Genomic DNA, 24,786 nt, shown 5'->3' with positions numbered 1-24,786 from the left:
AATGTTTTCTGCGTACATATTTAGCATGTGGATGCTGCTATGTGTCGTCATGTCACCATATGCTTATGGACAAACTGTTGCTTTTTGGTCGATGAATGAAGCCCAGTGGACGGGTGTAAGCGATGAAGTTCGCGATATAAGTGGTAACGGCTTTCACGGTACGGCAATAAACGGGGCGAGCACAACTGAGGCAATCGCTTGTCGTGGCGGCTGGTTTCGTGGTGAAGGCTACTTAGGGCCGCCAAATGGTCAGTATTATCCGGCGCAATACTATGTTTCAGTGGCTGATTCGGTGTCTCTTTCACCACTACTGCGTGCAAACCGCGCATTTGCTCTTAGTGGCTGGTTTCGTATTGATAACCTAGCAGCGACAGGCACAATTGTTCACAAAGGAGAGGGAGGTAATTCACAGGAGTATCGTTTGCACACTAAGGATGGGCGGGTGACGTTTACGCTCTGGGATCGCTATGGAAGCCCAGAGCAATATACTTCCAATGCCCTCTTAAGCGAGGGAAATTGGTATTTTTTTGTGGCTCAAGCCTATGTACTTCGCAATGCTCGAACGCAAATGTCGTTACAACTGTTCAATGAAGCCGGAGATACGGTTGCCGGATCTCAACGCGTATATATTGATTACACTAATAAGAACACAGCGGGAAACTTATACCTAGGAGCAACAAATTGGGGTAACTTGACCAACTATTTTGATGGTGTGTTAGATAATATTCAGGTTCATGATGATACCTTAAGTGAGACTGATATTGCCCAGCTAATGGCAGATAGAGGATCATGCCTAACGTTGCTAGCAAGTTACCCGCTTGATCTGTGTACTGACTTAGACTCGGGCGTATTGGAAGATTTAACCGGCAACTATCCAGCGAATGGGTATTTGCTTAGCGCTGAGCCGGGGCAGGTTAATAATGGTGCGGGTTTAAACCGCAGTGGCAATGATTATATTGCTTTACCAGCGGCCCTTCTCAATGGCCGAAATGACTTTTCTTTATCTTTGTGGGCGCAAGTTGACGATACTGGGCGCTTTAATGAGTTGCTCTCCGCCAGTAACAATCAAACCAATACTGAGATTGAGTTATATGTACGCTCAGGGGGCGAGGTACGAGTTGGCTTTAAAGGGCAATATTATGCCTTCTCTAATCCAGCGCCTTTAATTACCAGCGGCACATGGAATCACATTGCTTTGACCCGTTCGGGGCGTGATATCTGTTTATATATTAACGGGGTTAGCTTTGGTTGCCGTCAGGCTGCTTCGGGTAGTCTCAATGTGCTGCGCACGGCATTGGGAGTATGGTGGCGAAGTAATGGCTCATTTGCCGACGAGCTCAATGGTGTGCTGGATGAAGTGCTTATCTATGAAGGGGCGCTCTCCACTGAGCAAATAACCACTATCTACACCAACCAGCTTGCAGGGCTGACCAAAGATGGTAATGTGCGTCCAGACACCTGCTTAAGTTGTATCAGCGATGACTTCAGTGGTTCATCGCTCAGTGAGCAATGGATCCCGTTTCGTAGTCGCGGTAACTTTACCCCACAACCGGTGAATGGTCGCCTACGCCTTACCGAGGCGCGTACCAACCAGGCAACTTCGGTGAATTTTCAGCGCTTGTTTCCGGCGGAGAATAACTTAGTTCAGGTTGAGTTTGATTACTTTGCTTATGGTGGCAGTGGCGCTGATGGTGCTGCATTGGTTTTCTCTGATGCTGCTGTCACTCCGCAGCCAGGCTCTTTCGGTGGTCCTCTTGGCTATGGCTATAAACCAGGGGTGTCTGGTTTTGCTGGCGGCTGGCTAGGGATTGGGCTGGATGAGTTTGGAAACTTCTCTAATGAGGGTGGGGATGGTTCCATCGGTCGGCGGCGACAATCAGTTGTGGTGCGCGGCTCTGGTGATGGTCAATCGGGATACCGCTATTTACGCGGCACTTGTAACAATGGCACCACGAACACCAACGGCGATTGTTTATCACCGGGAGTGGATGAGGCAACCTCCTCGCAACCCCATCGTTATCGCATCACTATCGACTCGAGAATCGCTAATCAGAGCATTGTAAAAGTAGAGCGTAATACCGGTAGCGGCTTTGAAGTGCTCATTGATAGCTTTAATGCGCTAGATAGCGGTTTTGGTCAGGCGCCGGTACCGGAAAACTTTTTATTATCCTTTACCGGCTCGACGGGCGGCTCTACTAACATCCATGAACTCGATAACATCGAAATTTGTGCATTGCGCTCTGAGCCTGTTGGTGTCACCGTCGATCATTTTCGCTTATCGCATCCGCAGCAAACCGTGCGCTGTTATAGTGCCGACATACAGGTGCAGGCCTGTGCCGATGAAAACTGTACAGCGTTAGTTGAGCAAGATGTTGAAGTACAAATGAGTAGCACCGCTGGGACATTTGTCGGTGGTAACCCGTTTACATTGACTAATGGCGTAGGCACGACGAAGTTACAGCTACCACAAGGAGGCAGTGCGCAAATAGGTGTGGCAAGTTCCACACCGCCAGCTAAACCATTTAGTCAAGATCGCTGCTTTATTGGCGGTACATTATCGAATTGCACCATCGATTTCGTCGATGCAGGGCTGGCATTTTTTGCCAGTGACGGCGTGTCTGCACCGCCAACCCTACGTGCAGGAGAATCTAATAACCTGATATTAAAAGCGGTTGCCGCCAATGCCGTAACCGGAGCTTGTGAAGCACGGGTGGCAGGCGAACAGCAGGTGCAGTTAGGCCTTTCTTGTGAAAACCCGGGGGTATGCCAAAGTGGCCAGCAAGCTCAAATCAATGGCACAGCCATTGGCCTCAACAACCAAGGGCAACAAGCGAATAAACAGAGCGTCGCGCTAACCTTTAATAACCAGGGTGCGGCGCCGTTAGAGTTCAACTACAGTGATGTAGGTCAGCTGCAATTACATGGGGCAATGACCGTAGCGGCCACCCCCACCGAGCCAGAATTCACCCTGCAGGGTAGTAGCGCCGCTTTTGTGAGCCAACCTTACCAGCTGGAGGTCATAGCAGTAGCTGCCAGTGATGGCCGCATAAATCCAGCAACTCAAGGCTCAGGGGCTGGGTTTGTGGCCGCAGGCGAGGCGTTCCAAGTGCAAGTGGCAAGCGTGAATAAGCAGGGAAATGTGACCCCCAACTTTGGTTTAGAGTCACCTTCGCAGCGCGCTCAAGTGACCTTATTCGATCGTGTCTATCCACAGCCTGGATTTGGTGATGGCAGCCTATTAAGCTCAGGGTCGTTCGCACTTACGAATACCTCAGGTGTACAACAAAGCCAACAAGTGATGTGGGATGAAGCAGGGAGTATTCGCTTAGACGTAGCCCCGGTGAATGGTCAGTATTTAGCGACTTCATACTTAGGTGAGCAAGTGGCCAGTGCCGTGATTGGTCGTTTTTACCCCGAGCATTTTGCCATGAATTCCTCACAGCTACTTGATAGCTGCACTGACTTTACCTATATGGACCAGCCGCAGATTAGTCTGAGTTGGCAGGCACACGCTTTAAGCGCCACCGGCAGAGTATTGCAAAACTATGGTGAACATTACCAAGGTCGCGCCGAGTTTAATTACGTAGCACGCAGTTTAGAGCCACAGCAGGCAAGTTTGGCGTCGCGCTTTAGTGCCGCTGTGGGCACATGGCAACAAGGAGTCTACAGCGTAAATGTTAGCAATGGCATGTTTGCACGCTTGGCAAATGCGCAGCCTGATGGCCCCTTTAATCGATTGCAGCTAGGGGCTGAAATCTCCAGCGAAATTGACAATCGTCCATGGCGCAGCGCCGATATGGTAGGAGACTCGGTGGCCAGTTGCAGTAACTGTACCGCTAAAGCCTTTAGCGGTTTGTTGGATATGCGCTACGGTAGATTGCGCTTAGAAAACAACTTTGGCAGTGAGTTCGAACCACTGTTGGTGCCAATGCAAGCTCAGTACTGGCAAGGGCAGCGCTGGGCGGTGAATAGCAAAGATCATTGCAGTGCGTATACGCATAACGATTTAATCGACAGCAGTGGTGAGCTAAGCACAACGGGTAGTGGAGCGTTGGTCTCGGGCGATTACGTGGTTGACCAAGGGATTTTTGCCGACTCTGAGGAAAACCCTGGTACCTATCCGGTGAGCTACCCTGCGCCTGATTGGTTGCTCTGGGATTGGAGCGGTGATGGTGCGGCTGATGAAAACCCCAGTGCGACACTCAAGTTTGGTACTTTCCGTGGTAATGACCGTATTATTTATTGGCGCGAGCAGCTCAACTAACTGACCTTTTTTAGGTAATGTGCTGGTTTTTATTCATTTTCTAGTAGAAATGGTTTTTTATACTACCCTTAACAAAACAAGATGATGCTTATTTGTTAGGAAGGAAACCATGCGACTAGCTCTGTCATCACTACTACTATGCGCCCTTGCAGTATTCAGTATGGCGACTAACGCACAAGATACCTCAAAAGTAGCGGAAATCGCCGCGCAGCTCAGTCAGAATCAACAGCAATTCGAGCGCGATCAGTTGCAGATAAAAGCACACCAAGATGAGCTGACTTTATTGCACACTCAGTTGCAGCGTATGCAAGCGCAGGCCAAGCAGGTTGAACGTCAACAACAGCTCGCCAGGCAGGCGTTAGATGAGGGCTATCAGGCTTTTCTGAAAGACCCAAACACGCCTTTGAATAGCTTACAAAAAGACTATCAACAGGCCACTCAAACTCTGCATGATAAGCAAGCGCAAATTCACGCTCAACAAGCGGCAATCAATGGTCAGCGTGAAAGTATTAGCGCACTGAATACTGCTGTGGCGCAAAACCGAAAAAGTAAACTGGCATTGCAGCAATCGCTTGACCAAGCTCGCGTTGAACGTTTACGCACCGAATTTGCCCGCAAAGGAACCTTGGAAGTGGTGCATACTATCAACTGCCAGCGCGATGAAACCTTAGGGCAATGCGAGCGCCGTGGGCAGCAACAAGGGCTTAGCAAAGCGACCTCTCGCTTTTTAGATCAAGTGTACAACAATTTATCCGAGTACCGTTTAGTCAGTGCCAAGCGTGATTTGGCCAACGCTCGGGTCAAAGTGGTATCCAGCCATGTAGTTGACAGCGCCTTTAGCGGCCAAGGTAATTTTAATGTCAATTTGAGTGTGGCCATGGCTGGCGAAATTGATAATTCGCAATTGTGTTCGTTGCTCGAAGTTGATCCAGGTTATTGCCAAAGTCGCACAATCACCGTGAACCGATTACAAAATCACAACATCAATAATAAGGTGAGTCAGGGGCAGTTAAGTGAGCAAAGCGATAATACCGGCTCGGCAACCGAGGTTGGTCGCATAGCCGCTTTAGGAGACTTCGAAGAACACGCTAAAGACGCTAATCCGGTAACGTTAACGGTACGCTCTAACGTTGTTGATGACACCGTATTTATCAATGGTGAACCATACGGGCAAACTAAATTGGATGTCACATTGCCACTGGGTGAGTATCAAGTGGAAGTGCGCAAACCGGGGTACAAAAGTTACCAAGTAAAGTTGGTGCTCGAAAAGCCCCAAGTGGTGTATGCTCAACTCAGCAAAAGCGCCGTAAAATTAGCCAGTAAATAAGCGTTATTGTGGCCGTTTGTTAAACAGTTTTGCCCTTGGCGCTGTTTTTTCGTGCTAGCGCAAGCTTTATGTTGCCGCGAGGGGGATGCATTGGTAAAGTGTCTCAAGCTTTCAGATAATAAGAATTTTTCAAAGGTCAACCAGTTCCATGTTTAAGAAACTCCGTGGTCTCTTCTCCAACGATCTTTCGATCGATTTGGGTACTGCCAATACCCTAATTTATGTAAAAGAAGAAGGTATCGTGCTTAACGAGCCTTCGGTTGTAGCTATTCGACAAGAACGTGCTGGTGGACCAAAGAGTGTGGCCTCGGTAGGTACAGAAGCAAAGCAAATGCTGGGCCGTACGCCAGGTAATATAAAAGCGATTCGGCCGATGAAGGACGGCGTAATTGCTGACTTCTATGTTACCGAAAAAATGCTGCAGCACTTCATTAAGCAAGTCCATAACAACAATTTCTTACGCCCGAGTCCGCGCGTGTTGATTTGTGTTCCTTGTGGAGCAACTCAAGTTGAGAAGCGTGCTATTCGTGAGTCAGCAATGGGTGCGGGAGCTCGCGAAGTGTACCTTATTGAAGAGCCTATGGCGGCCGCAATTGGTGCCGGCTTACCCGTGTCTGAAGCAACGGGTTCAATGGTTGTTGATATTGGTGGCGGTACGACTGAAGTGGCCATCATTTCACTTAACGGAGTCGTATACTCTTCTTCTGTACGTATTGGTGGTGATAAGTTCGATGAAGCCATTATTAACTATGTACGCCGTAACTTCGGTAGCTTGATTGGTGAAGCCACGGCTGAGCAAATTAAACATGAAATCGGCTCGGCATTTAAAACCGATGATGCAAAAGAAATTGAGGTCCGTGGTCGTAACCTAGCTGAAGGGGTGCCGCGCTCGTTCACTCTAAACTCACATGAAATTTTAGAGGCGCTGCAAGAGCCACTTATGGGTATTGTTAGCGCAGTCATGGTCGCTCTAGAGCAATCTCCTCCCGAGTTAGCCTCTGATATCTCTGCTCACGGTATGGTATTAACCGGTGGCGGAGCACTATTAAAAGATTTAGACCGCTTGTTGATGGAAGAAACGGGTATCCCCGTCGTGGTTGCTGATGACCCGTTAACTTGTGTTGCTCGAGGCGGCGGTAAAGCCTTAGAAATGATAGACATGCACGGCGGTGATGTATTTAGCTACGACTAATGAAGCTATTATTTGGTCGTACTGTCTCAATGCAACTGCGGTTGACCATCGCAGTTGTGCTGAGTGTTATCTTGATTGTTGGCGATCGCTACACCAGCGGTGGCACTGCTGTTCGTACTTCGCTTAATACGCTAGTAAGCCCTTTACTTTACCTAGCAAACCTTCCTTATGAGCTGATTTCCACCAGTGCCAAAAACCTCACCTCTCGAGAGCAATTACTGCGAGAGAACCAAGCGCTGAAGACCAAGCAACTATTGCAAAGTGAACAGCTGCAGCAATTTGAATTCTTAGCTCGTGAGAATGACAAGTTACGAGCGCTATTGGGTTCGGACCCGAGGCAACAGAATAACAAGCTAGTTGCGCAAGTGCTGTCGGTGCACTCTAACCCCTATAGCCACCAAGTGGTTATCAATAAGGGCACCTCCGACGGTCTAAAAGAAGGCCTGGCGGTAATTGATGAGCTCGGCGTGGTGGGGCAAGTGGTGCAGGTGGGCGCGAATACCAGTCGTGTCTTGTTGATCACAGACACAACTCATGCCACCCCCGTGCGCGTATTACGCAACGATGTGCGAACTGTGGTTGAAGGCATTGGTAAAATTACCCGAGTTAAACTCTCGCATGTGCCCCACAGTTTAGATATTCGTATTGGCGATGTGCTGTTAAGTTCAGGTTTAGGAGAGCGCTTTCCAGAGGGTTACCCGGTAGCGGTAGTTACGGAAATTAACCGTGATGAAGGACGACCGTTCGCGCAGATTTATGCGGAGCCCGTAGCGCAACTTGATCGCATTCGTTTGTTAGTGGTCTTGAACAGTGCAGCGGCGACGCCTGAGGTAAATAATGATTAATCGTCAATTTTGGCTCATTATCGTTACCATCTTTTTTGCATTGGTGCTGGCGCTGATGCCATTGCCTATCTCTTTTGAACCCTTTCGCCCTGACTGGGTGTTACTGGTACTTATGTATTGGTCCCTTGCGGTCCCTCATCGTCTTAATATTGGCAGTGCATGGTTAACAGGGCTCGTAATAGACCTCGCAACGGGCTCACCTCTGGGGGTGCATTCGTTGACTTATGCCATTACTATTTACATTACTGCGAGTAATTACCAAAAGCTGCGTAATTTCTCTATTTGGCAACAAGGGTTGCTTGTGGCGGTGTTTTTGGCTCTGCATCATTTATTGCAATTCTGGCTGCACCACTTCTTGCTTGAAGTCTATTTTGCACCGCAATTTTTATGGCCGGCAGCGACCGGTGCTATTTGTTGGCCATGGCTATTTTTATTATTACGTAAATATCGCCGCCATTTTCGGATCCGTTAGTTATGTCTGCTATATATCTTGCTTCGCAATCGCCGCGTCGGCGTGAGCTATTGCAGCAATTGGGCATTGAATTTGAGCAATTGGGCATTGAATTTGAGCAATTTGCTGTTGATGCCGATGAAACTCCACTCGCACAGGAAACACCAAGACAGTTGGTAGAACGTCTCGCACGCTTAAAGGCTGAATCAGCCGTGGCTATGGGCTATACCGACCGCCCTGTTTTAGGTAGCGATACGGTGGTGGTATTCGACCACCAAGCTTTAGGTAAACCTAAAGACTATGACGATTTTGTCGCTACTATGAACAAACTCAGTGGCCGTACGCATCAAGTGATGACAGCAGTCGCTTTGGCTAACGAGACTAAAACCAGCTCCTTAGTCGTCACCACTGACGTACAGTTTAAAACCTTGACCGCGTCAGAAATCGAGGCGTATTGGCTCACCGGTGAGCCACTCGATAAAGCCGGCGGCTACGGAATTCAAGGACGCGCTGGTGCCTTTGTCACCCACCTCAGCGGTAGCTATTTCGCCGTGATGGGGTTACCTTTGTATGAAACACAGAAACTAATAGCTGAATTTTAGCCATGAGCTCAGAATTACTTATTAATGTAACGCCCAGTGAAAGCCGTGTAGCACTGATTGAAAACGGCGTATTGCAAGAGGTGCAGGTTGAGCGCATAGGCAACCTAGGCATCGTCGGCAATATTTATTTAGGCAAAGTAAGCCGGGTATTACCGGGTATGCAGGCCGCTTTTGTTGATATTGGCCTAGAGAAGGCAGCGTTTCTACATGCCTCAGACATCGTCAATAGTGCGTCTTTTGAAGAAGGGGTGGACGACCAGCATATCAAAAAGGTGCAGGATATACGTGAATTGGTGCGCCAAGGTCAGCACATTATGGTGCAGGTGGTCAAAGATCCCATCGGCACTAAAGGAGCGCGCTTAACCACGGATATTACGATTCCATCACGTTATTTGGTGTTTATGCCAGATGCCACTCATGTAGGGGTTAGTCAGCGTATAGAAGGCGACGAAGAGCGTCAGCGCCTGAAGGATATTGTTGCCCAGTACAACGACGAGAACGGCGGCTTTATAGTTCGTACTGCAGCGGAAGGAGCCAGCGAGCATGAGCTTAAACATGATGCAGAATTTCTTAAGAAACTGTGGTTGAAAATAGTCGACAGGCGGAAGAAAACCCGCAAAGAAAACATCCTCCACGAGGATTTAAAGCTTGCTTTTCGTACTTTGCGTGACTATGTAGGCGAAGACATGGAACGCATTCGTGTGGATTCAAAGCTTACCTATCAAGAGCTGACAACCTTTACAGAAGAATTCGTACCACACCTTGCGAAGGTATTAGAGTACTACCCGGGCGAGCGGCCTATTTTTGATTTATTCGATGTAGAGAACGAAATACAAAAAGCACTGCATCGTAAAGTAGAGCTCAAATCCGGCGGCTATTTGATCATCGATCAAACCGAGGCCATGACCACGGTGGATGTTAATACCGGCGCCTTTGTTGGCCACCGTAATCTAGAAGAGACAATTTTTAATACCAATATTGAAGCCACCAGTGCCATCGCCCGGCAACTAAGACTACGTAATTTAGGCGGTATTATCATTATCGACTTTATCGATATGGTGTCTGAAGAACATAAACGCCGAGTATTGCACTCTTTGGAACAAGCGTTGTCCAAAGACAGAGCGAAAGCGAATATTAACAGCCTTTCTGCACTCGGGCTTGTGGAAATGACGCGCAAGCGTACCCGGGAGAGTTTAGAGCATATTCTCTGCGGGGTGTGTCCGTCTTGTGCAGGTCGTGGCTCGTTGAAAACGGTCGAGACCGTGTGTTACGAGATTCTGCGAGAAATTGTTCGAGTTAATCGAGCCTACGATGCAGATAAATTTATGGTGTATGCTTCTGCAGCGGTTAGCGAAGCGCTAATTAATGATGAATATCATAACCTTGCAGAGCTAGAGCTCTTTATTGGTAAACAGGTCATGATTCAAACAGAAAACCTATATAGCCAAGAGCAGTTCGATGTGGTGATGATGTAGTGAACGCCAAGTCGGTTTGCTTTTTTTGTTTGCGGAAAATTTGGCAAATCAGCGCAGTTACCCTAGTGTTGCTTGCTGTGCTGGTGTCGCTGGTCAAATACAGCTTACCTTATGCCAATGATTATCGTGCTGAGGTCGAGCAGTTCCTTGGTGAGCAGTTAAATGCCGATATCTCCATTGGCTCGTTAAGTGCAAACTGGCAGGGCAATGGCCCAGCGCTTGTCATAAACCAAGTAGGGTTTGCCGACAATGCCAAGGCCCCTATTAGCGTCAGTATTGAACAAACCCGGTTGCATATTAATTTATGGCAATCATTACTGGATAGGCAGCTGCACTCCAATTACTTTGTACTGCAAGGGTTTGACGCTGAAATCGACGCTCGCGCCCTACTTAGCACTGAGTCAAAAACCAGCAGCTCGCAGCAGCAAGCCTTAATCGAAAGCCTGTTTTTGGGTGAGCAAGGGCATTTTGCTATCGAAGATAGCGAACTGAACATCATTAGCCTCGATAACCGCCATCACCGTATTTTTTTAGAAAACTTGGTGTGGCAAAACCGTGCTAAAGACCATTTTGCCGAAGGTCAGGTGAGCCTCCCGGGCATCGAGCAAAACACTCTTGAAGCTCGCCTTAAACTCTCCGGCGCGCGCTTAAATAATATTTATGGCGATTTATATCTGCAGGCACAGAGTTTGAACATCTCTGGTTGGTTACAAGAGTTTGTTCGCCCGGAATTAAGCCAATTACAATCGAATCTCAATTTTGAATCTTGGCTGCACTTTGCTGAGGGCCGCTTAACCGATGTGCAATTGGCGATGCAACCGAGCCAACTCAATTGGCAATACCAACAACAACCTCAATACCTCGAGTTGCAGCAGGGGATGGTGCGTATTCATCCTCAAGCAAAAGGCTGGCGAGTGCGTACATCTGGGCTGCAGTTTAGCGATGAACAATACCAGTGGGCACCGATTATTTTTGATGCACTCATCAGCGAACAGCAACAAGTGTGGGTGCAAGACTTAGATATTTCCATGTTCTCCACCTTTGCACGGTTAGGAAAATCGCAGTTATTACAAGAGCTGCTGACGGTGCAACCGCAAGGCTTTATCAACGAGGGCTACTTTCACTGGCAAGGCGATAAGCAATGGCGAGTATGGTTTGAAGCCGAACACTTAGGGTGGTCGGGATTTCATGGTATTCCTGGTGCGCAAGACCTCAGTGCCAGCGCGCATATTAACAACCGTAAAGGTTTACTTAGTATTGCTGGTAGCGACAACCACCTATTGACCGGCAAGACGTTTAGCGAGCCGCTCGCTTATCAACAACTTGCCGCAGAAGTCGCATTCTTTAATGATGGCGAGCATTGGTCCATCGAAAGTGATGAAGTTACTTTAAGCAATGATGATTTAGACTTAGTTGCCGAATTTGCGCTGACTCTTGATTCGCAGCCAAATATGAACCTATATGCAGAAATCAGTGGCGGCAGTGCAGCCAATGCCGGGCGTTACTTTCCTGAACCTTATATGCATAAAAACCTGATTGACTACCTCAATGGGGCAATAAAAAGTGGCGATATGCATTTTGCTCAGGTGTTGTTACAGGGACCGCTCGATCAGTTTCCCTTTACCGAACAGCAGGGGCGGTTCGCGGTCAATGCCCAAATAGAAGATACCGAGTTCGCTTTTGCCCCTGATTGGCCGACGATAAAAAATGCTGCTGTTGACTTAGCGTTTAACAATCAGCGCATGGATATTTATAGCCGCAGTGGCGAGTTACTCAATTTAGCGCTGGGTGACAGTGTCCATGTGTATTTGCAGGACTTGCTCAATGCTGACACTTTAGCCATTGATATTACAGCTAATATTGAAGCGCCTAAGCTACAGCCTTTTTTTGCGCAAACACCATTAGCAGAGCCGCTTGCCACCGTCTTTGATGTGATACAGGCACAAGACCGCCTAGATGGCGAGCTGCAGCTGCTTATCGACCTCAAAGACAGTGGAGTGCGTGCTTCAGGCGAGGTGTTATTCGCTGGCAATGCCGTTCACCTAGCGCAGCCCGGCATCGACTTAAGTGAACTGCGGGGCAGGTTGTCGTTTGTGAACGATCGTATTGAGATAAATGAAGCCCAGGCCTATTGGCAAGGGATGCCGCTCACTGTGAGCTTACTAGGTGGAAGCCAAGGCGAAAACTATCACGCTGACGTTAACATTGGTTTGCAAGCTGATGTGGCGCAGTTACAAAAGCGGCTGAATGGCTTGTTAGATGCGCAGTTGAGTGGTACCACTGCGCTCAATGCGCAGTTGGCTCTAAACTTTGATAACCAAGGGTTTAGTTACGAGGCGCATGTGCAAAGTGATATGCTCGGGGTAACCAGTACTCTGCCGACGCCGTATAACAAAGCCGCAGACGATGCGTGGCCGCTTAATGCCTTAATTCAGGGGGATGACATTTCTAACCTGATCATGGTCGAGTTGGACGAGCAATTATACTTTAACGGCATTCTCAACAACGGCGAGCAGCAAATGAGTAATGCTCACCTTATTGTCGGCAAGCAAAATTTAGGGCTTAACAAGCAAGGGTTTGAGGTGAGCGTTAATCTCCCAGAAGCCGATATCCTCGCTTGGCAGCCTGTACTTAATAATATTATTGATGTGGCTGCACGCAGCAGTGGCGAGCCTTCGGTAATGCCACCGTTAACCAAGGTGGTGGGGCAAGTACGCACAGCTTATGTTGATGTGGTGCCCTTTAATGAGCTGGAATTTACGTTAATTAATCAACCCGCAGCAATGGATTTAAAATTGCTAGCCAAAGAGCTGCGAGCCCGAGTAGACATTCCCACCGGTAGCCAAGCAGAGCGCCGCGATATTCGCGCCCATGCTGACTATCTACGCGTGAACATCCCCACTAATGATAGTGACGGTGATGACGTTAGACACAGCAGCGAAACGGATTTAAATTGGTTAACGCAGCTACCGAGTGTAGCGTTTACCTGCGGTGATTGTCGCATTAACCATTATCAACTTGATCAGGTCGAGCTTCATTTTGCGGGTGCTGGCGAGCAACTGACTATTAGTGAGTTGGTGGTCGATAAACGCGAACATGTGCTGCGTGCCGATGGCTATTGGCGTGATGGGCAAACCCATGTCAAAGGCCAATTTAATAGTGATGATATTGGTTCGCTGTTTGATGAGTTTGACATCACTTCAACGGTTCAAGACTCTGAAGCAAATATGGATTTTGCGCTGCATTGGCAGGCAGCCCCTTACGATATTGATATCGCCAGCTTGGGCGGTGAAATTAGTTGGCAACTCGGTGAAGGGCACTTAAGTGAAATTAGCGATGGCGGAGCGCGGGTCTTCTCGTTACTGAGCCTGGACTCTCTGGTGCGCAAGCTCAAGCTGGATTTTCGCGATGTGTTTGCGAAAGGTTTTTTCTACAACAGTATGCAAGGCAGTATGCAGTTGGCCCAAGGGATTGCTTACACTAAAGATACGAAAATGGATGGCGTGCCTGCTGATCTTACTATCAAGGGTTATGCCGATTTAAATACGCAAACCATTAACTATGATTTAGCCGTGGCACCACAGGTTACTTCTAGCTTACCCGTGATTGTTGCTTGGATGGTCAACCCAGTAACAGGGTTAGCTGCACTGGCCTTGGATAAGGTCATCCACTCAGCGCGCGTTATTTCTGAGATTAAATTTAAGGTCAGTGGGGCAATGGATAACCCTGAGGTGGTTGAACTCGATCGTAGCAGTCGAGAAGTCACCTTGCCGCAAGCCGCGCAAAACCAGCCGCCCGCGTCGCAACCTGAGCAGCCACTGGAGAAACCATTACTATGATGCTGTATGCGTTACAGTTTTGTGCCCAGCAAGACAGTGAATATAACTTTCAGCGGCTGGAGCAATTTTTAGCTCAATTACAGCCGCAACGACCCTGCCTCGTGTGCTTACCAGAGAGCTGGCTGTGCTTTGCAAAAAGCAGTGAGCAGGTATTGGCTGTGGCCGAAAAACACTTATATTGGCGCCAGCGTTTAGCTGCGCTGTGCACGCGTTACGGTATATGGATTGCGGCAGGGACTCTGCCGGTCGCCACCTCAGAAGGGCGTTACCTCGCGGCATCTTTTGTCTTTGATGAGCAAGGTCAAGAGCGAGCGCAATACAATAAAATTCACCTTTTTGATGTGACCGTAGCGGATGGCACAGGCACTTATCACGAGTCCAAACATACCGAAGCTGGTGAGCAGGTGGTGGTACTCGACTCGCCCTTTGGGCGGCTAGGGTTAAGTGTGTGTTATGATATGCGCTTTAGCGAACTCTATCGTCAGCAAGTGCAATTGGGGGCTGATATACTGCTTGTTCCTAGTGCTTTTACAGTACCCACCGGTCGAGCGCATTGGCATACCTTGTTGCGTGCACGAGCGATAGAAAGTCAATGTTATGTGGTCGCTGCCGGGCTGTACGGTCGTAATAATAGTGACTGCGCTCACAACAATGGCCGTGAGACCTATGGCCATAGCCTAATTGTTTCGCCATGGGGTGAAGTGCAAGCTGAGCTGAGCCATGGCGAGGGCTGGATAGCCCAGCCAGTAAACAGCGAAGAATTAAATCAACGCCGTGAGTCCATGCCCATGCATGCTCACCGCCAAGCGAGAAAAGTAAGTTTATGAGTCAAGTTGAGCACAACCTTTTAACGCAAAGCCGATTGGATCGCGATGATCTCGCCAACGCCTTGCAATACATCCATCAGCATAAGGTGGACTATGCGGACTTATACTTCCAATCGAGCTACAACGAGTCGTGGGTGTTAGAGGACGGTTTAGTCAAAGAAGGGAGCTATAACATCGAGCGCGGCGTCGGTGTGCGCGCGATCAGTGGCGAGAAAACCGGTTTTTCCTATTCTGATGCTATTAATCTCGAAGCGATTAATAATGCCGCGATGGCCGCACGCAGTATCGCTGATGCGGATCAACATGGTCAGGTTAAAATATTCAGTGAGCAAGATGTGAAACGTCAATTTGCGCCGCTGCAACCGATTCAGAGCATGAGCGATGACGATAAGGTGGCGCTTCTGCGTGAAGTTGAAGAGTATATCCGTCAATTGGCGCCTGAAGCTGAGCAGGTGGTAAGCTCGATGTCCGCCGTCTATGAAGAAGTGCTTGTGGCGGCGAGTGATGGTACCTTTGCAACCGATATTCGCCCGCTAGTGAGATTGAACTGCTCAGTGCTGTTGAAAAAGGGTGATCGTCGTGAGCGTGGGGGTGCCGGTGGTGGAGCCAGACTCGATTTCAACTATTTCAAAGAATTAGTCGACGGAAAACCGCGTTGGATGCACTACGCTGAGGACGCTGTACGTATGGCTAAGGTCAACTTAGAAGCTATTGACGCTCCAGCAGGAACCATGCCTGTGGTGCTGGGTGCGGGTTGGCCTGGGGTGTTGCTGCATGAGGCCGTAGGTCATGGTCTTGAGGGCGACTTTAATCGCAAAGGCGCTTCTGCGTTTAGTGGCAAAATTGGTCAGCAGGTAGCGTCAGAGCTATGTACTGTGGTTGATGATGGCACCATGGCGAATCGTCGTGGGTCATTAAATATCGATGATGAAGGCACTCCGGGTGGTTACAACGTACTTATTGAGCAGGGTATCTTAAAGGGCTATATGCAAGATAAGCACAACGCTAAATTGATGGGAGTAGCGCCTACTGGAAACGGCCGTCGCGAATCTTATGCACACTTGCCTATGCCACGTATGACTAATACCTATATGCTCGGTGGCGAGCATAGTCAAGAAGAGATCATCGGCTCAGTAGACAAAGGCATTTACGCGCCAAACTTTGGCGGTGGCCAAGTGGATATCACCTCTGGCAAATTTGTGTTCTCAGCCTCGGAAGCCTACTTAATTGAAAATGGCAAAATCACCACACCTATCAAAGGTGCCACGCTGATTGGTAATGGCCCAGAGGTAATGAAGCAAATATCTATGGTAGGCAATGATCTAGCGCTAGATAAAGGCGTGGGTATTTGTGGTAAGGATGGACAGAGTGTCCCGGTAGGAGTGGGGCAGCCCTCTTTGAAAATCGACCAACTCACCGTCGGTGGTACCGCTTAAACATCCCCAAAAGAAAAACAGCGCAAGAGCGCTGTTTTTTCTAACTTAAAGCTGGTAACCGAGACTCTGCTAGAGCATTAACTCTTTGAGGATTTGAAATAGCTCTTTGTGAGACTTTCCGGGTTTCTCTTGCTTTACCTCTTTGCCTGCTTGGCGAATAATTTGTCGCATGCGCTGGCGGTCAAGCTGCGGATATTGCTCAAGCAGAGGATTTAAGCGGCTATCACCTTCAGCGATTAGCTCATCTCGAATTTGCTCTATTTGGTTTATCACCACATCTTTTTGATTGTTCTTATTGGTGATAATGGCCATAGCTTGATGAATGTCTTCGACATTATCGGTGCCGCGCAAGGTTTTGGCGATGTAATTGAGATGGCGACGATAGGCGTCTTTTTTCTCTTTCAGGCGGTCGGCTAAGTTCATCGCCTCCACAAGCTCGTTACTCAATGGTAGTTTTTCACGTGCTTTTTTTGAGAGGTTGGCGATTTCTACACCCAGCTCATGAAACTCCATGGCATCGCGTTTTAGCTCGCTTTTGGAAACGTAAATAATCTCTTCTTCAGGTTGTTTGCTCTTAGCCATAACATGCTCGATTAATGCTCTTTGCAGCCATTATATCACTAAAATGCGCAGATGCTTTGTGGTACGCTTAGATCAATATTCACCAACTGTGAAAGCCATTATGCAAGAAAATGAATCGGCAGCGATTTATAGCCAAATCGATGAAGTCAAAGAGGCCGTAAGCGAGGTGCTTGCCCAAGCTAAGAAGCTCGGTGCAACGGCTGCGGAAGCCGCTATGTCACGTACTTCTGGACTCTCTGTAGGCACTCGTCTCGGTGAGGTAGAAACCATCGAGTTTAACCAAGACGGTGGTTTGGGTGTGAGCATTTATGTAGGTAATAAAAAAGGCTCAGCATCAACCACAGATTTAAGCCCCAGTGCGCTGCGTTCGGTGGTGGAAAAAGCCATTGAAATCGCCAAGTACACTTCAGAAGACCCATGTAATGGCCTTGCTGATGCTGAGTTATTAGAGCAAAGCCCGCCGGATTTAGACTTGTACCACCCGTGGCAGGTGACCCCAGAGCAGGGCATTGAAATTTGCCAGGAGGCAGAGCAGGCGGCGTTGAACCTTGATGAACGCATCGTCAACTCTGATGGTGCCAGCTTTAGTAGCCACCAAGGGCTGCGTGTGTACGGTAACAGTCACGGTATGTTGGCAGGCTACCCGCGCACTCGCCATAGCATCAGCACTATGGTTATTGGCCAACAAGGTGAGCAGATGCAGCGCGATGCCGCCTATACCGTATCGCGTGAGCAAGCAGGCTTAAAAGCGGCGAAAGACGTCGGCCTGGAAGCGGCGCAAGAAACGCTTGCTCGGCTTAATAGCCAAAAACTAGGAACCATGAAGGTGCCGGTGATCTTTCGTGCCGATGTGGCCAATTCCCTGTTTGGGCATTTAGTGTCGGCCATTGGCGGCGGTGCACTTTATCGTAAGTCGAGCTTCTTGCTCGATAGCCTTAATACCCAAGTTTTCAGTGATATTGTTAATATCAGTGAGCGTCCGCATCTAGCCAAAGGTTTTGCTTCTTCACCCTTTGATGCAGAGGGCGTTAAAACGCAAGATCGTGAGATTATTCACGGTGGCGAACTGCAGACCTATTTATTAGCCAGTTATGCCGCTCGCAAAATGGGTATGACCGCCACAGGCCACGCCGGCGGTATTCATAACTGGTTGGTACAGCAAACCCATGATGATTTGCACGCTTTGCTTAAACAAATGGGTAAAGGGCTGCTAGTGACCGAGTTGATGGGGCAAGGCGTCAATACTGTCACCGGCGATTACTCGCGCGGGGCGGCCGGATTTTGGGTTGAAAATGGTGAGATCCAATACCCAGTCAGTGAGATTACCATTGCTGGCAACCTTAGCTCGATGTTTAAAGGCGTTGCTGGCATTGGCGGTGATGTCGACCCTCGCGGCGGGGTGTTAACCGGTTCGGTGTTAATTGAACAAATGCAAGTTGCGGGGCAGTAGCTCAAGTAACACGATAAAGCCTAGAGCCCCTCTCTAGGCTTTTTTAAATAAATTCTAAAAAGTGCTTTACCTCAACTTAAGTTGAGGAAATACCTTAGTCCCTGAAATAATAAATCATCTTCGGGAGAACGTTATGTATTTAGAGCATGTAAACCTAGTCGTGAATGACATCAACCAAGCCCTCAACTTTTATCGTGCCGCTTTTCCACATTGGCGGGTGCGAAGTCAAGGCGAGGGGTTATGGTCGGGGAAGCCGCGTACTTGGGTGCATTTTGGCGATGATTACCACTACCTTGCTTTTAGTGACAATGGCATTGGTGACAACCGTGATCTCAGCGGCCATCAAGTTGGTTTAGCACACTTTGCTTATGTCACAGAAGATCTTGATGGCGTCATTCAACGACTCCAAGACGCGGGCTTCGAAGTTGATAAAGTGGGCCCTGAAAATCCTTATCGTCGCAACGTGTATTTTAAAGACCCAGCAGGTTTTGAAGTGGAGTTTGTTGAATACGGATCTGATATTCCAGCACAGAGAAATAACGACCTATAGGCTTAAATGCTGCTAAAAGTTGCAAAATAAACACTAAATGAACGTAAATGTCTTGGTTGTTCGCTTTTCTGAAATTTTTTCACTGAGGTGTGTAACTTAGGTAAGGTTGTACCTAAATGCTTGCTGAACAAACGCCTTATATTATTGATTTTAATTATAAAATAAAGTTGGCAAGGGATTCGCAACACTTAAAGCGTCACAAGCAATAGTAAGGAGACGACATTATGAAAACGTTCACTAAGACAATCGTAGCTGCAGCTGTACTTGGTTCTACTGCCTTCACTGCCCAAGCAAATGATTGGCAGAACGAGAGTAAAGATGCATGGATTGATGGTAAAGCTGAAACTGTGCTGCTACTGAATGGCAACCTGAACAACTTTGACATCAACACTGATGTGAAAAATGGCAAGGTTATGCTCACAGGTAAAGTAGACAGCGAGGTCGATAAAGAGTTGGCCGAAGAGCTGGTAGTTAGCCTAGATGGTGTAAACGATGTAGAAAACCAGCTAACGGTTATGAACAACGAAGAAGGTATGAGCCACAATGATGATGCAGGGGATACTGGCAGCGATTTAACCGACGCTAAGATCTCGACGGTAATCACTACTCGTCTACTGTTTGATTCAGAAGTTGCAGGCACTGACATTGATGTTGATACCGACCAAGGTGTCGTTACGCTTAAAGGCAACGTAGATAGCGAAGCCGAGCGTGACCTTGCGATTAAAATCGCTGAAAACACAGAAGATGTTCGTGAAGTAAACGATGAACTGCGAGTAATGGCTGAATAATTAGTTGTAAGTTCTCGGTAGAAGGCCCAGCGTTGCTGGGCTTTCCTTTATCTACAAGCAGGCTTAATTAGCGGAGCAATCATGGACATTATTAGAATCATTTTCTCAATTCTTATTCCCCCACTAGGTGTATTTTTGCAGGTGGGTTTAGGGATGCACTTTTGGCTTAATATTTTACTAACCCTACTAGGCTACTTCCCTGGCCTTATTCACGCTATCTACATTATTGGACGGCGTTAAATAAGGAACCAAGTCGCGGTTCCAAGGAATGCGAAGATACCTACGATGTCGGTAACTGTGGTCAGCACTACATTACCGGCGAGCGCCGGGTCGATATTCATTCTCTTCAGAATTAGGGGAATAACCGCACCAGCAATACCCGCAGCGAGGAGATTCATAAACATCGCAAAGGCGATCACTAAACCGATTGTTAAGTCCCATTTCCAAAGCGCGATGGCGCTACCGATAAGCAAAGCCCACAGCACCCCATTCAAGGCCCCGATGGCCAGCTCTTTGGTCAGTATAAATTTCTGGTTGGTGGCGTTAATATGGCCAAGTGCGAGGCCTCGAATAACCAAGGTCAGCGTTTGCGAGCCGGCCACGCCCCCCATTGACGGCACAATACCATTGAGCACGGCTAAAAATGGCAAGATACCCAAGGTGGTTTCGAAAAAGCTCGCCACAAATGCGGCCAGCATCGCGGTCAATAAATTTACTCCAAGCCAAACGGAGCGCCGCTGAGTACTTTTAAATACAGGTGCAAAGGTATCTTCTTCATCATCTAGACCGGCTAAGCTCAGTAAACTGTGTTCAGCGTCTTCTCGGATAACATCGACGATATCATCAATGGTAATACGTCCAAGTAAGTGCGCTTGATCGTCGACTACAGGGGCCGAAATCCAGTTGTGACGCTCGAACAGTTGCGCCACTTCAGACTCATCCATGGTGATTGGAATAGATTCACACTCTTCATCCATGATATCGCGCACAATGGCATCTGGCATGGTGGTTAGCAAAGAGCTCAACGGCATTGAGCCTAAAAAGCAGTTATTTTTATCGACTACGTAGAGCTCATCGGTGCCTTCAGGTAACTCGCCTTTGAGACGTAAGTAGCGCAGCACCACATCAACAGAGACATCGGGACGGATAGTCACTGTATCGGTATTCATCAGCGCCCCAGCTGAGCGCTCCTGGTAAGACAGAGCCGTAGTTGCACGGTCTCTATCTTGGATATCCATCGCCTCAATAACGTCTTTATAAACGGGCTCTGGTAAGCTTCGTAATACTTCCCCTAAGTCATCATCGTCCATGTCCTCTGTCGCTGCGGCGATATGCTCAGGCTCCATGCGTGAGATAATGCTCAGGCGTACATCTTCAGAGAGCTCTTCAAGTACATCACCTTGGACATCAGGGTCGACGAGCGCCCATAGTTTAGAACGTGTCTTATGGGGCGATGATTCTAATAATAATGCGGTATCACAGGGCGCAGTTTTGGCGAGAAGCCTGCGTACATGAACAAACTGGCCGCTATTAAGAGCTTCGGTGACTTCTTGAAGTTGTTGCAGCGGGTAATCTTGTTCATAGGCTTCTGGCATAGGCATCCCTTAAATACAAAAAATGGGGTGGGAAATAGCGTGCAAGCAAGCGCTTACAAGCCGTTGATTAGTTTAACCTAACTAAATCAATGATAGCAAAAGTAAATGCCTAAGGGTTATTCTTGTTCGTGGAACTTTTCTGCAATGAGCGCCCCGATAGCTGCCAACGCGGCGTCGGCATCAGGGCCTTCACACTGCACGCGCACTTCCTTACCTTTGCCGCTCTCAAGGAGCAGTAAAGCCAAGACACTGTCGGCCTGTGCGCTCTTATCACCTTGATATAACATTATTTCGGCATCAAAATTCATCGCCAGTTGCGCCAATTGTGAGGCTGCACGAGCATGTAGGCCTAACTTGTTTTGAATAATAAAAGTACCTTCAACCATCACTATTTTTCCTGCTCTCGATGGCGAATTTTCACGTTCGGATAAGTATCTAAAAAGCGCTCTCCCAAAGTTTGGGCAAGGTACACTGAGCGGTGTTGACCCCCAGTGCAGCCAATAGCAATGGTTAAATAACTACGGTTATTACGCTCTAGGTGGGGTAACCAAGTTTGAACAAAAGTTTGGATCTGCCAAGTGAACTTTTGCACGATTGAGTGACTGGCTAGATAATCTTGAACGGGTTGGTCTAACCCTGTGAGCGCCTTTAGTTCAGGTTCCCAATGGGGATTGGGGAGAAACCGCACATCAAACACATAATCAGCATTTTTTGGAATGCCATGTTTAAACCCAAAAGACTCAAAAGTGATCAGTAATTGCTTGTCTTTTTTACCCAGCACTTTTTCACGGATCATCTCCGCCAACTGGTGAACACTGAGCTCAGTTGTATCAATAATAAAGTCGGCGTGGGAGATGAGTACATCAAGAAGCTGCTTCTCTTCACGAATAGCGACATCCAACGTCATATTTTGCATGGATAAGGGGTGTAGTCGACGAGTTTCAGAGAAACGCTTAATCAACGTTTGTTCGTCACTATCAAGGTAAAACAGCGAAGGCTTAGCAAACTCAGGCAGGTAAGCGAGAATGTCGTTAAATTCATGCTGTTCTTTGGGCAAATTGCGCACGTCGATACTGACGGCAATTTTGTCATAATTTGCTGAAACACTGCGCACCAAGGAGGGGAGTAAAATAACTGGGATGTTATCTACGCAATAGTACCCAAGGTCTTCGAGCACCCGTAACGCGACTGATTTTCCAGAACCCGAGCGACCACTGACAATGATAAGTTCCATCCGACAACTCCTTGTTTTACCCCAAGACGCACATTTAAACCACACCATGAATCAATACGGCGCGCATTAGTCGGCGATCAATTGATAAAGCTCTTGATCGCTGCTGGCCGAGCGCAGTTGTTTACACAGTTGTTTGTCTTTTAGTTTATCAGCAATTGTCGCTAAGGTCTTCAGGTGTTGTTCAGTCTCATTGGCCGGCACTAAAAGTGCGACAAAGATATCCACTGGACGGTTATCAATGGCATCAAAGTTAATGGCTTCGCGATTGGTTACAACAATGGCAATCGTACTGTCGATACCATCGAGACGGCCATGTGGAATAGCAACGCCTTTGCCGATGCCAGTACTGCCCAGCTTTTCGCGGGTTAGCAAAGCATCAAGTACCGATTGCTCGCTGAGGTGAGGACTGTGCTGATGAGCCACCTGAGAGAGGTACTCCAGCATTCTTTTTTTGCTATTAAAAAGGACCGCAGCTTTGCTGCAGTCCTTGGTAAAGAGTGAATCTAGGTTCATGTTAGTGACGAGATAATTTCTCTTTATGTTTAATCACTTGACGGTCGAGCTTATCAATTAAGCCGTCGATCGCCGCATACATATCCTGGTGCTCTGCGGTTGCGAACAGTTCACCACCGTTAACGTGAAGAGTAGCTTCTGCTTTTTGTGTTAGTTTTTCAATATCAAGAATGACATGCACATTATTTATATGGTCAAAGTGACGCTCTAATTTTGCAAATTTGCTATTCACATAGTTGCGAAGAGAGTCAGTGATTTCTACGTGACGACCGGTAAGATTTAATTGCATAAGCATTTTCCTTCTTGTCTAACGTCTATATCAAACTTTTACGCTGATTTGACGGTGGAATGGCTAGCGATTCACGATATTTAGCAATCGTGCGCCGAGCCACTTTAATTCCTTGCTCGGCTAGTACGTCGGCAATCTTGCTATCACTCAACGGTTTAGCAGGATTCTCCGCAGCTACTAGCTTTTTGATCAATGCTCGAATCGCTGTGGACGAGCATTCACCTCCGTTTTCGGTTGTAACATGGCTGGAGAAAAAGTACTTCAGCTCAAAAATACCCCGTGGTGTATGCATATACTTTTGGGTGGTCACACGGGAAATCGTTGACTCATGCATTTCCACCATTTCGGCAACGTCATTAAGCACCATTGGCTTCATTGCCTCTTCACCATGTTCAAAGAATGCCTGTTGTTGTTGAACAATGCAATTAGTTACTTTAAGTAGCGTATCATTGCGTTGTTCCAAGCTCTTTATAAACCATTTCGCTTCTTGTAAATGCGAGCGAATAAATTGACTATCACTTTGCGACTTACAGCTTCGCGACATTGATGCATAGTGATCGTTAACGCGGATCTTAGGCATACTATCTGGGTTTAATTCAACCACCCAGCGGCCTTTAACTTTCTTCACTGATACATCTGGAATCACATACTCTGACTGCTCTCGCACAATCGTGGCTGCAGGAGTCGGATTTAAACTGTGTATCAGTGTCATCACCTCTTTTAACTGCGCTTCTTTAAGCTTAGTCTTTTTCATCAAGGTGCGATAGTCACGACTACCAAGCAAATCAATATAGTTACAAACTACCTCTTTGGTCTCTTCAAGCCAAGGGGTTTGTGGGTCAAATTGCTTGAGCTGGATCAACAAGCACTCTTGTAAAGAACGCGCACCAATTCCTACTGGATCAAAGAGTTGGATACGCTTAAGAACGGCTTCAATTTCATCAAGCTCGATACCATCGTCTTGTTCATCATGATTCAAGCTTTCCAGCAGATCTTCACAACTGACTGTTAAAATGCCGTTGTCATTGATGGCTTCAATGATGGCTGTGGCGATGGCCTCGTCGGTGGCACTAAAAGGTGTTAATTGCAGCTGCCACATTAAATAATCGTGTAACGACTCGGTGGTTTCGCCTTGGTAGATAGACTCATCTTCTGGCATAGGCCCAGAGGAGGCAACGGGAGCCGCACTAATATACTCATCCCAAGACACATCCATGGGCAAGTCTTCACTGATGGACTCGTTGTTCATGGCATCAGCACTTTCAACTTCATCCTTACTGGCGCTGGCCGTCTCGGCGGTATCGTTATTTTGGTTGTCGGACGTCGACTCTTTTTGCTCTTGGTTGTCGTTATTGTCGGCGTAATTGTCTTCTTCAACTTCAAGTAATGGGTTGGCGTCCAACGCCTCTTGAATTTCTTGTTGGAGATCCAAAGTACTGAGCTGCAACAGGCGAATCGCTTGCTGCAATTGTGGGGTCATTGTTAATTGCTGGCCTAGGCGCAGCTGTAATGATTGCCTCATGTATC

The 24,786-nt window shown here is 47.8% G+C and carries 21 protein-coding genes; 14 read left to right on the top strand and 7 right to left on the bottom strand.

What is annotated here, in order from left to right:
• Window positions 1-49 precede the first annotated feature (49 nt).
• From W04_RS04175 to tldD, 10 genes are all read left to right on the top strand, one after another.
• Window positions 50-4,264: a DUF6701 domain-containing protein gene (locus tag W04_RS04175; RefSeq protein WP_197275939.1), complete on the top strand. Its 4,215-nt coding sequence runs from the start codon at window positions 50-52 to the stop codon at window positions 4,262-4,264.
• 109 nt (window positions 4,265-4,373) lie between these two features.
• Window positions 4,374-5,591, top strand: a complete 1,218-nt coding sequence (locus tag W04_RS04170) for a PEGA domain-containing protein (protein ID WP_082342117.1) — start codon at window positions 4,374-4,376, stop codon at window positions 5,589-5,591.
• A 148-nt stretch (window positions 5,592-5,739) separates the two neighbouring features.
• A complete protein-coding gene (locus W04_RS04165; RefSeq protein ID WP_022945533.1) occupies window positions 5,740-6,783 on the top strand; it encodes a rod shape-determining protein in 1,044 nt (347 codons plus the stop codon).
• On the top strand, window positions 6,783-7,628 hold the full coding sequence (gene mreC, locus W04_RS04160; RefSeq protein ID WP_022945534.1) for a rod shape-determining protein MreC: 846 nt from the start codon (window positions 6,783-6,785) through the stop codon (window positions 7,626-7,628). The genes W04_RS04165 and mreC overlap by 1 nt, the downstream gene beginning before the upstream one ends.
• Window positions 7,621-8,100, top strand: coding sequence for a rod shape-determining protein MreD (mreD, locus tag W04_RS04155; RefSeq protein ID WP_022945535.1), 480 nt, complete (start codon window positions 7,621-7,623; stop codon window positions 8,098-8,100). Before mreC ends, mreD begins: the two co-directional genes overlap by 8 nt.
• A 2-nt stretch (window positions 8,101-8,102) precedes the next feature.
• Window positions 8,103-8,681, top strand: coding sequence for a nucleoside triphosphate pyrophosphatase (locus W04_RS04150; RefSeq protein WP_053909881.1), 579 nt, complete (start codon window positions 8,103-8,105; stop codon window positions 8,679-8,681).
• Window positions 8,682-8,683: 2 nt separating this feature from the next.
• Entirely contained in the window at window positions 8,684-10,156 is a 1,473-nt protein-coding gene (gene rng / locus W04_RS04145; protein ID WP_022945537.1) for a ribonuclease G, read from the top strand.
• A complete protein-coding gene (locus W04_RS04140; protein WP_053909880.1) occupies window positions 10,156-13,995 on the top strand; it encodes a YhdP family protein in 3,840 nt (1,279 codons plus the stop codon). The genes rng and W04_RS04140 overlap by 1 nt, the downstream gene beginning before the upstream one ends.
• A complete protein-coding gene (locus tag W04_RS04135) occupies window positions 13,992-14,822 on the top strand; it encodes a carbon-nitrogen hydrolase family protein (RefSeq protein ID WP_231658015.1) in 831 nt (276 codons plus the stop codon). Before W04_RS04140 ends, W04_RS04135 begins: the two co-directional genes overlap by 4 nt.
• Window positions 14,819-16,258, top strand: coding sequence for a metalloprotease TldD (gene tldD, locus W04_RS04130; protein ID WP_053909879.1), 1,440 nt, complete (start codon window positions 14,819-14,821; stop codon window positions 16,256-16,258). The genes W04_RS04135 and tldD overlap by 4 nt, the downstream gene beginning before the upstream one ends.
• Before the next feature lie 69 nt (window positions 16,259-16,327).
• Here the strand turns inward: tldD and yjgA are convergent, their stop codons facing one another.
• Entirely contained in the window at window positions 16,328-16,840 is a 513-nt protein-coding gene (gene yjgA, locus W04_RS04125) for a ribosome biogenesis factor YjgA (protein WP_022945541.1), read from the bottom strand.
• Window positions 16,841-16,940: 100 nt separating this feature from the next.
• Here yjgA and pmbA point away from each other — a divergent pair, with 100 nt between their 5' ends.
• From pmbA to W04_RS18680, 4 genes are all read left to right on the top strand, one after another.
• Window positions 16,941-18,290, top strand: coding sequence for a metalloprotease PmbA (gene pmbA, locus W04_RS04120; protein ID WP_053909988.1), 1,350 nt, complete (start codon window positions 16,941-16,943; stop codon window positions 18,288-18,290).
• 133 nt (window positions 18,291-18,423) lie between these two features.
• Window positions 18,424-18,840 (top strand): VOC family protein, encoded by a 417-nt coding sequence (locus W04_RS04115; protein WP_022945543.1) that lies wholly within the window; start codon window positions 18,424-18,426, stop codon window positions 18,838-18,840.
• Window positions 18,841-19,064: 224 nt separating this feature from the next.
• Window positions 19,065-19,628, top strand: a complete 564-nt coding sequence (locus W04_RS04110) for a BON domain-containing protein (protein WP_045979157.1) — start codon at window positions 19,065-19,067, stop codon at window positions 19,626-19,628.
• 81 nt (window positions 19,629-19,709) lie between these two features.
• Complete coding sequence (locus W04_RS18680) at window positions 19,710-19,868, top strand: YqaE/Pmp3 family membrane protein (protein ID WP_022945545.1); 159 nt, start codon at window positions 19,710-19,712, stop codon at window positions 19,866-19,868.
• Here W04_RS18680 and mgtE read toward each other — a convergent pair.
• From mgtE to W04_RS04080, 6 genes are all read right to left on the bottom strand, one after another.
• Complete coding sequence (gene mgtE, locus W04_RS04105) at window positions 19,865-21,223, bottom strand: magnesium transporter (RefSeq protein WP_022945546.1); 1,359 nt, start codon at window positions 21,221-21,223, stop codon at window positions 19,865-19,867. The two genes, W04_RS18680 and mgtE, sit on opposite strands and share 4 nt — an antisense overlap.
• Before the next feature lie 116 nt (window positions 21,224-21,339).
• Window positions 21,340-21,612: an HPr family phosphocarrier protein gene (locus W04_RS04100; RefSeq protein ID WP_053909878.1), complete on the bottom strand. Its 273-nt coding sequence runs from the start codon at window positions 21,610-21,612 to the stop codon at window positions 21,340-21,342.
• Window positions 21,612-22,457: an RNase adapter RapZ gene (gene rapZ, locus W04_RS04095; protein ID WP_022945548.1), complete on the bottom strand. Its 846-nt coding sequence runs from the start codon at window positions 22,455-22,457 to the stop codon at window positions 21,612-21,614. Before rapZ ends, W04_RS04100 begins: the two co-directional genes overlap by 1 nt.
• 66 nt (window positions 22,458-22,523) lie before the next feature.
• Window positions 22,524-22,970 carry a PTS IIA-like nitrogen regulatory protein PtsN gene (gene ptsN / locus W04_RS04090; protein ID WP_022945549.1) on the bottom strand — a complete coding sequence of 149 codons (447 nt, stop codon included), beginning with the start codon at window positions 22,968-22,970 and terminating at the stop codon, window positions 22,524-22,526.
• Window position 22,971: 1 nt separating this feature from the next.
• Window positions 22,972-23,259, bottom strand: coding sequence for a ribosome hibernation promoting factor (gene hpf / locus W04_RS04085; RefSeq protein WP_022945550.1), 288 nt, complete (start codon window positions 23,257-23,259; stop codon window positions 22,972-22,974).
• 25 nt (window positions 23,260-23,284) lie between these two features.
• Window positions 23,285-24,781 carry an RNA polymerase factor sigma-54 gene (locus tag W04_RS04080; protein ID WP_022945551.1) on the bottom strand — a complete coding sequence of 499 codons (1,497 nt, stop codon included), beginning with the start codon at window positions 24,779-24,781 and terminating at the stop codon, window positions 23,285-23,287.
• Window positions 24,782-24,786 lie beyond the last annotated feature (5 nt).

The sequence above is a fragment of the Pseudoalteromonas sp. SW0106-04 genome, from assembly GCF_001293805.1.
GTDB lineage: Bacteria > Pseudomonadota > Gammaproteobacteria > Enterobacterales > Alteromonadaceae > Pseudoalteromonas > Pseudoalteromonas ruthenica.
This window is presented reverse-complemented; position numbering and strand designations above follow the sequence as displayed.

Coding starts and splice junctions, on each gene's coding strand:
- mreC (WP_022945534.1), top strand. CDS start 6,783: ATGAAGCTATTATTTGGTCGTACTGTCTCAATGCAACTGCGGTTGACC.
- yjgA (WP_022945541.1), bottom strand. CDS start 16,840: ATGGCTAAGAGCAAACAACCTGAAGAAGAGATTATTTACGTTTCCAAA.
- W04_RS18680 (WP_022945545.1), top strand. CDS start 19,710: ATGGACATTATTAGAATCATTTTCTCAATTCTTATTCCCCCACTAGGT.
- rapZ (WP_022945548.1), bottom strand. CDS start 22,457: ATGGAACTTATCATTGTCAGTGGTCGCTCGGGTTCTGGAAAATCAGTC.
- W04_RS04080 (WP_022945551.1), bottom strand. CDS start 24,781: ATGAGGCAATCATTACAGCTGCGCCTAGGCCAGCAATTAACAATGACC.
- W04_RS04110 (WP_045979157.1), top strand. CDS start 19,065: ATGAAAACGTTCACTAAGACAATCGTAGCTGCAGCTGTACTTGGTTCT.
- hpf (WP_022945550.1), bottom strand. CDS start 23,259: ATGCAATTAAATCTTACCGGTCGTCACGTAGAAATCACTGACTCTCTT.
- W04_RS04150 (WP_053909881.1), top strand. CDS start 8,103: ATGTCTGCTATATATCTTGCTTCGCAATCGCCGCGTCGGCGTGAGCTA.
- W04_RS04135 (WP_231658015.1), top strand. CDS start 13,992: ATGATGCTGTATGCGTTACAGTTTTGTGCCCAGCAAGACAGTGAATAT.
- pmbA (WP_053909988.1), top strand. CDS start 16,941: ATGCAAGAAAATGAATCGGCAGCGATTTATAGCCAAATCGATGAAGTC.
- ptsN (WP_022945549.1), bottom strand. CDS start 22,970: ATGAACCTAGATTCACTCTTTACCAAGGACTGCAGCAAAGCTGCGGTC.
- rng (WP_022945537.1), top strand. CDS start 8,684: ATGAGCTCAGAATTACTTATTAATGTAACGCCCAGTGAAAGCCGTGTA.
- W04_RS04165 (WP_022945533.1), top strand. CDS start 5,740: ATGTTTAAGAAACTCCGTGGTCTCTTCTCCAACGATCTTTCGATCGAT.
- W04_RS04175 (WP_197275939.1), top strand. CDS start 50: ATGTCACCATATGCTTATGGACAAACTGTTGCTTTTTGGTCGATGAAT.
- W04_RS04170 (WP_082342117.1), top strand. CDS start 4,374: ATGCGACTAGCTCTGTCATCACTACTACTATGCGCCCTTGCAGTATTC.
- W04_RS04115 (WP_022945543.1), top strand. CDS start 18,424: ATGTATTTAGAGCATGTAAACCTAGTCGTGAATGACATCAACCAAGCC.
- mreD (WP_022945535.1), top strand. CDS start 7,621: ATGATTAATCGTCAATTTTGGCTCATTATCGTTACCATCTTTTTTGCA.
- mgtE (WP_022945546.1), bottom strand. CDS start 21,223: ATGCCAGAAGCCTATGAACAAGATTACCCGCTGCAACAACTTCAAGAA.
- tldD (WP_053909879.1), top strand. CDS start 14,819: ATGAGTCAAGTTGAGCACAACCTTTTAACGCAAAGCCGATTGGATCGC.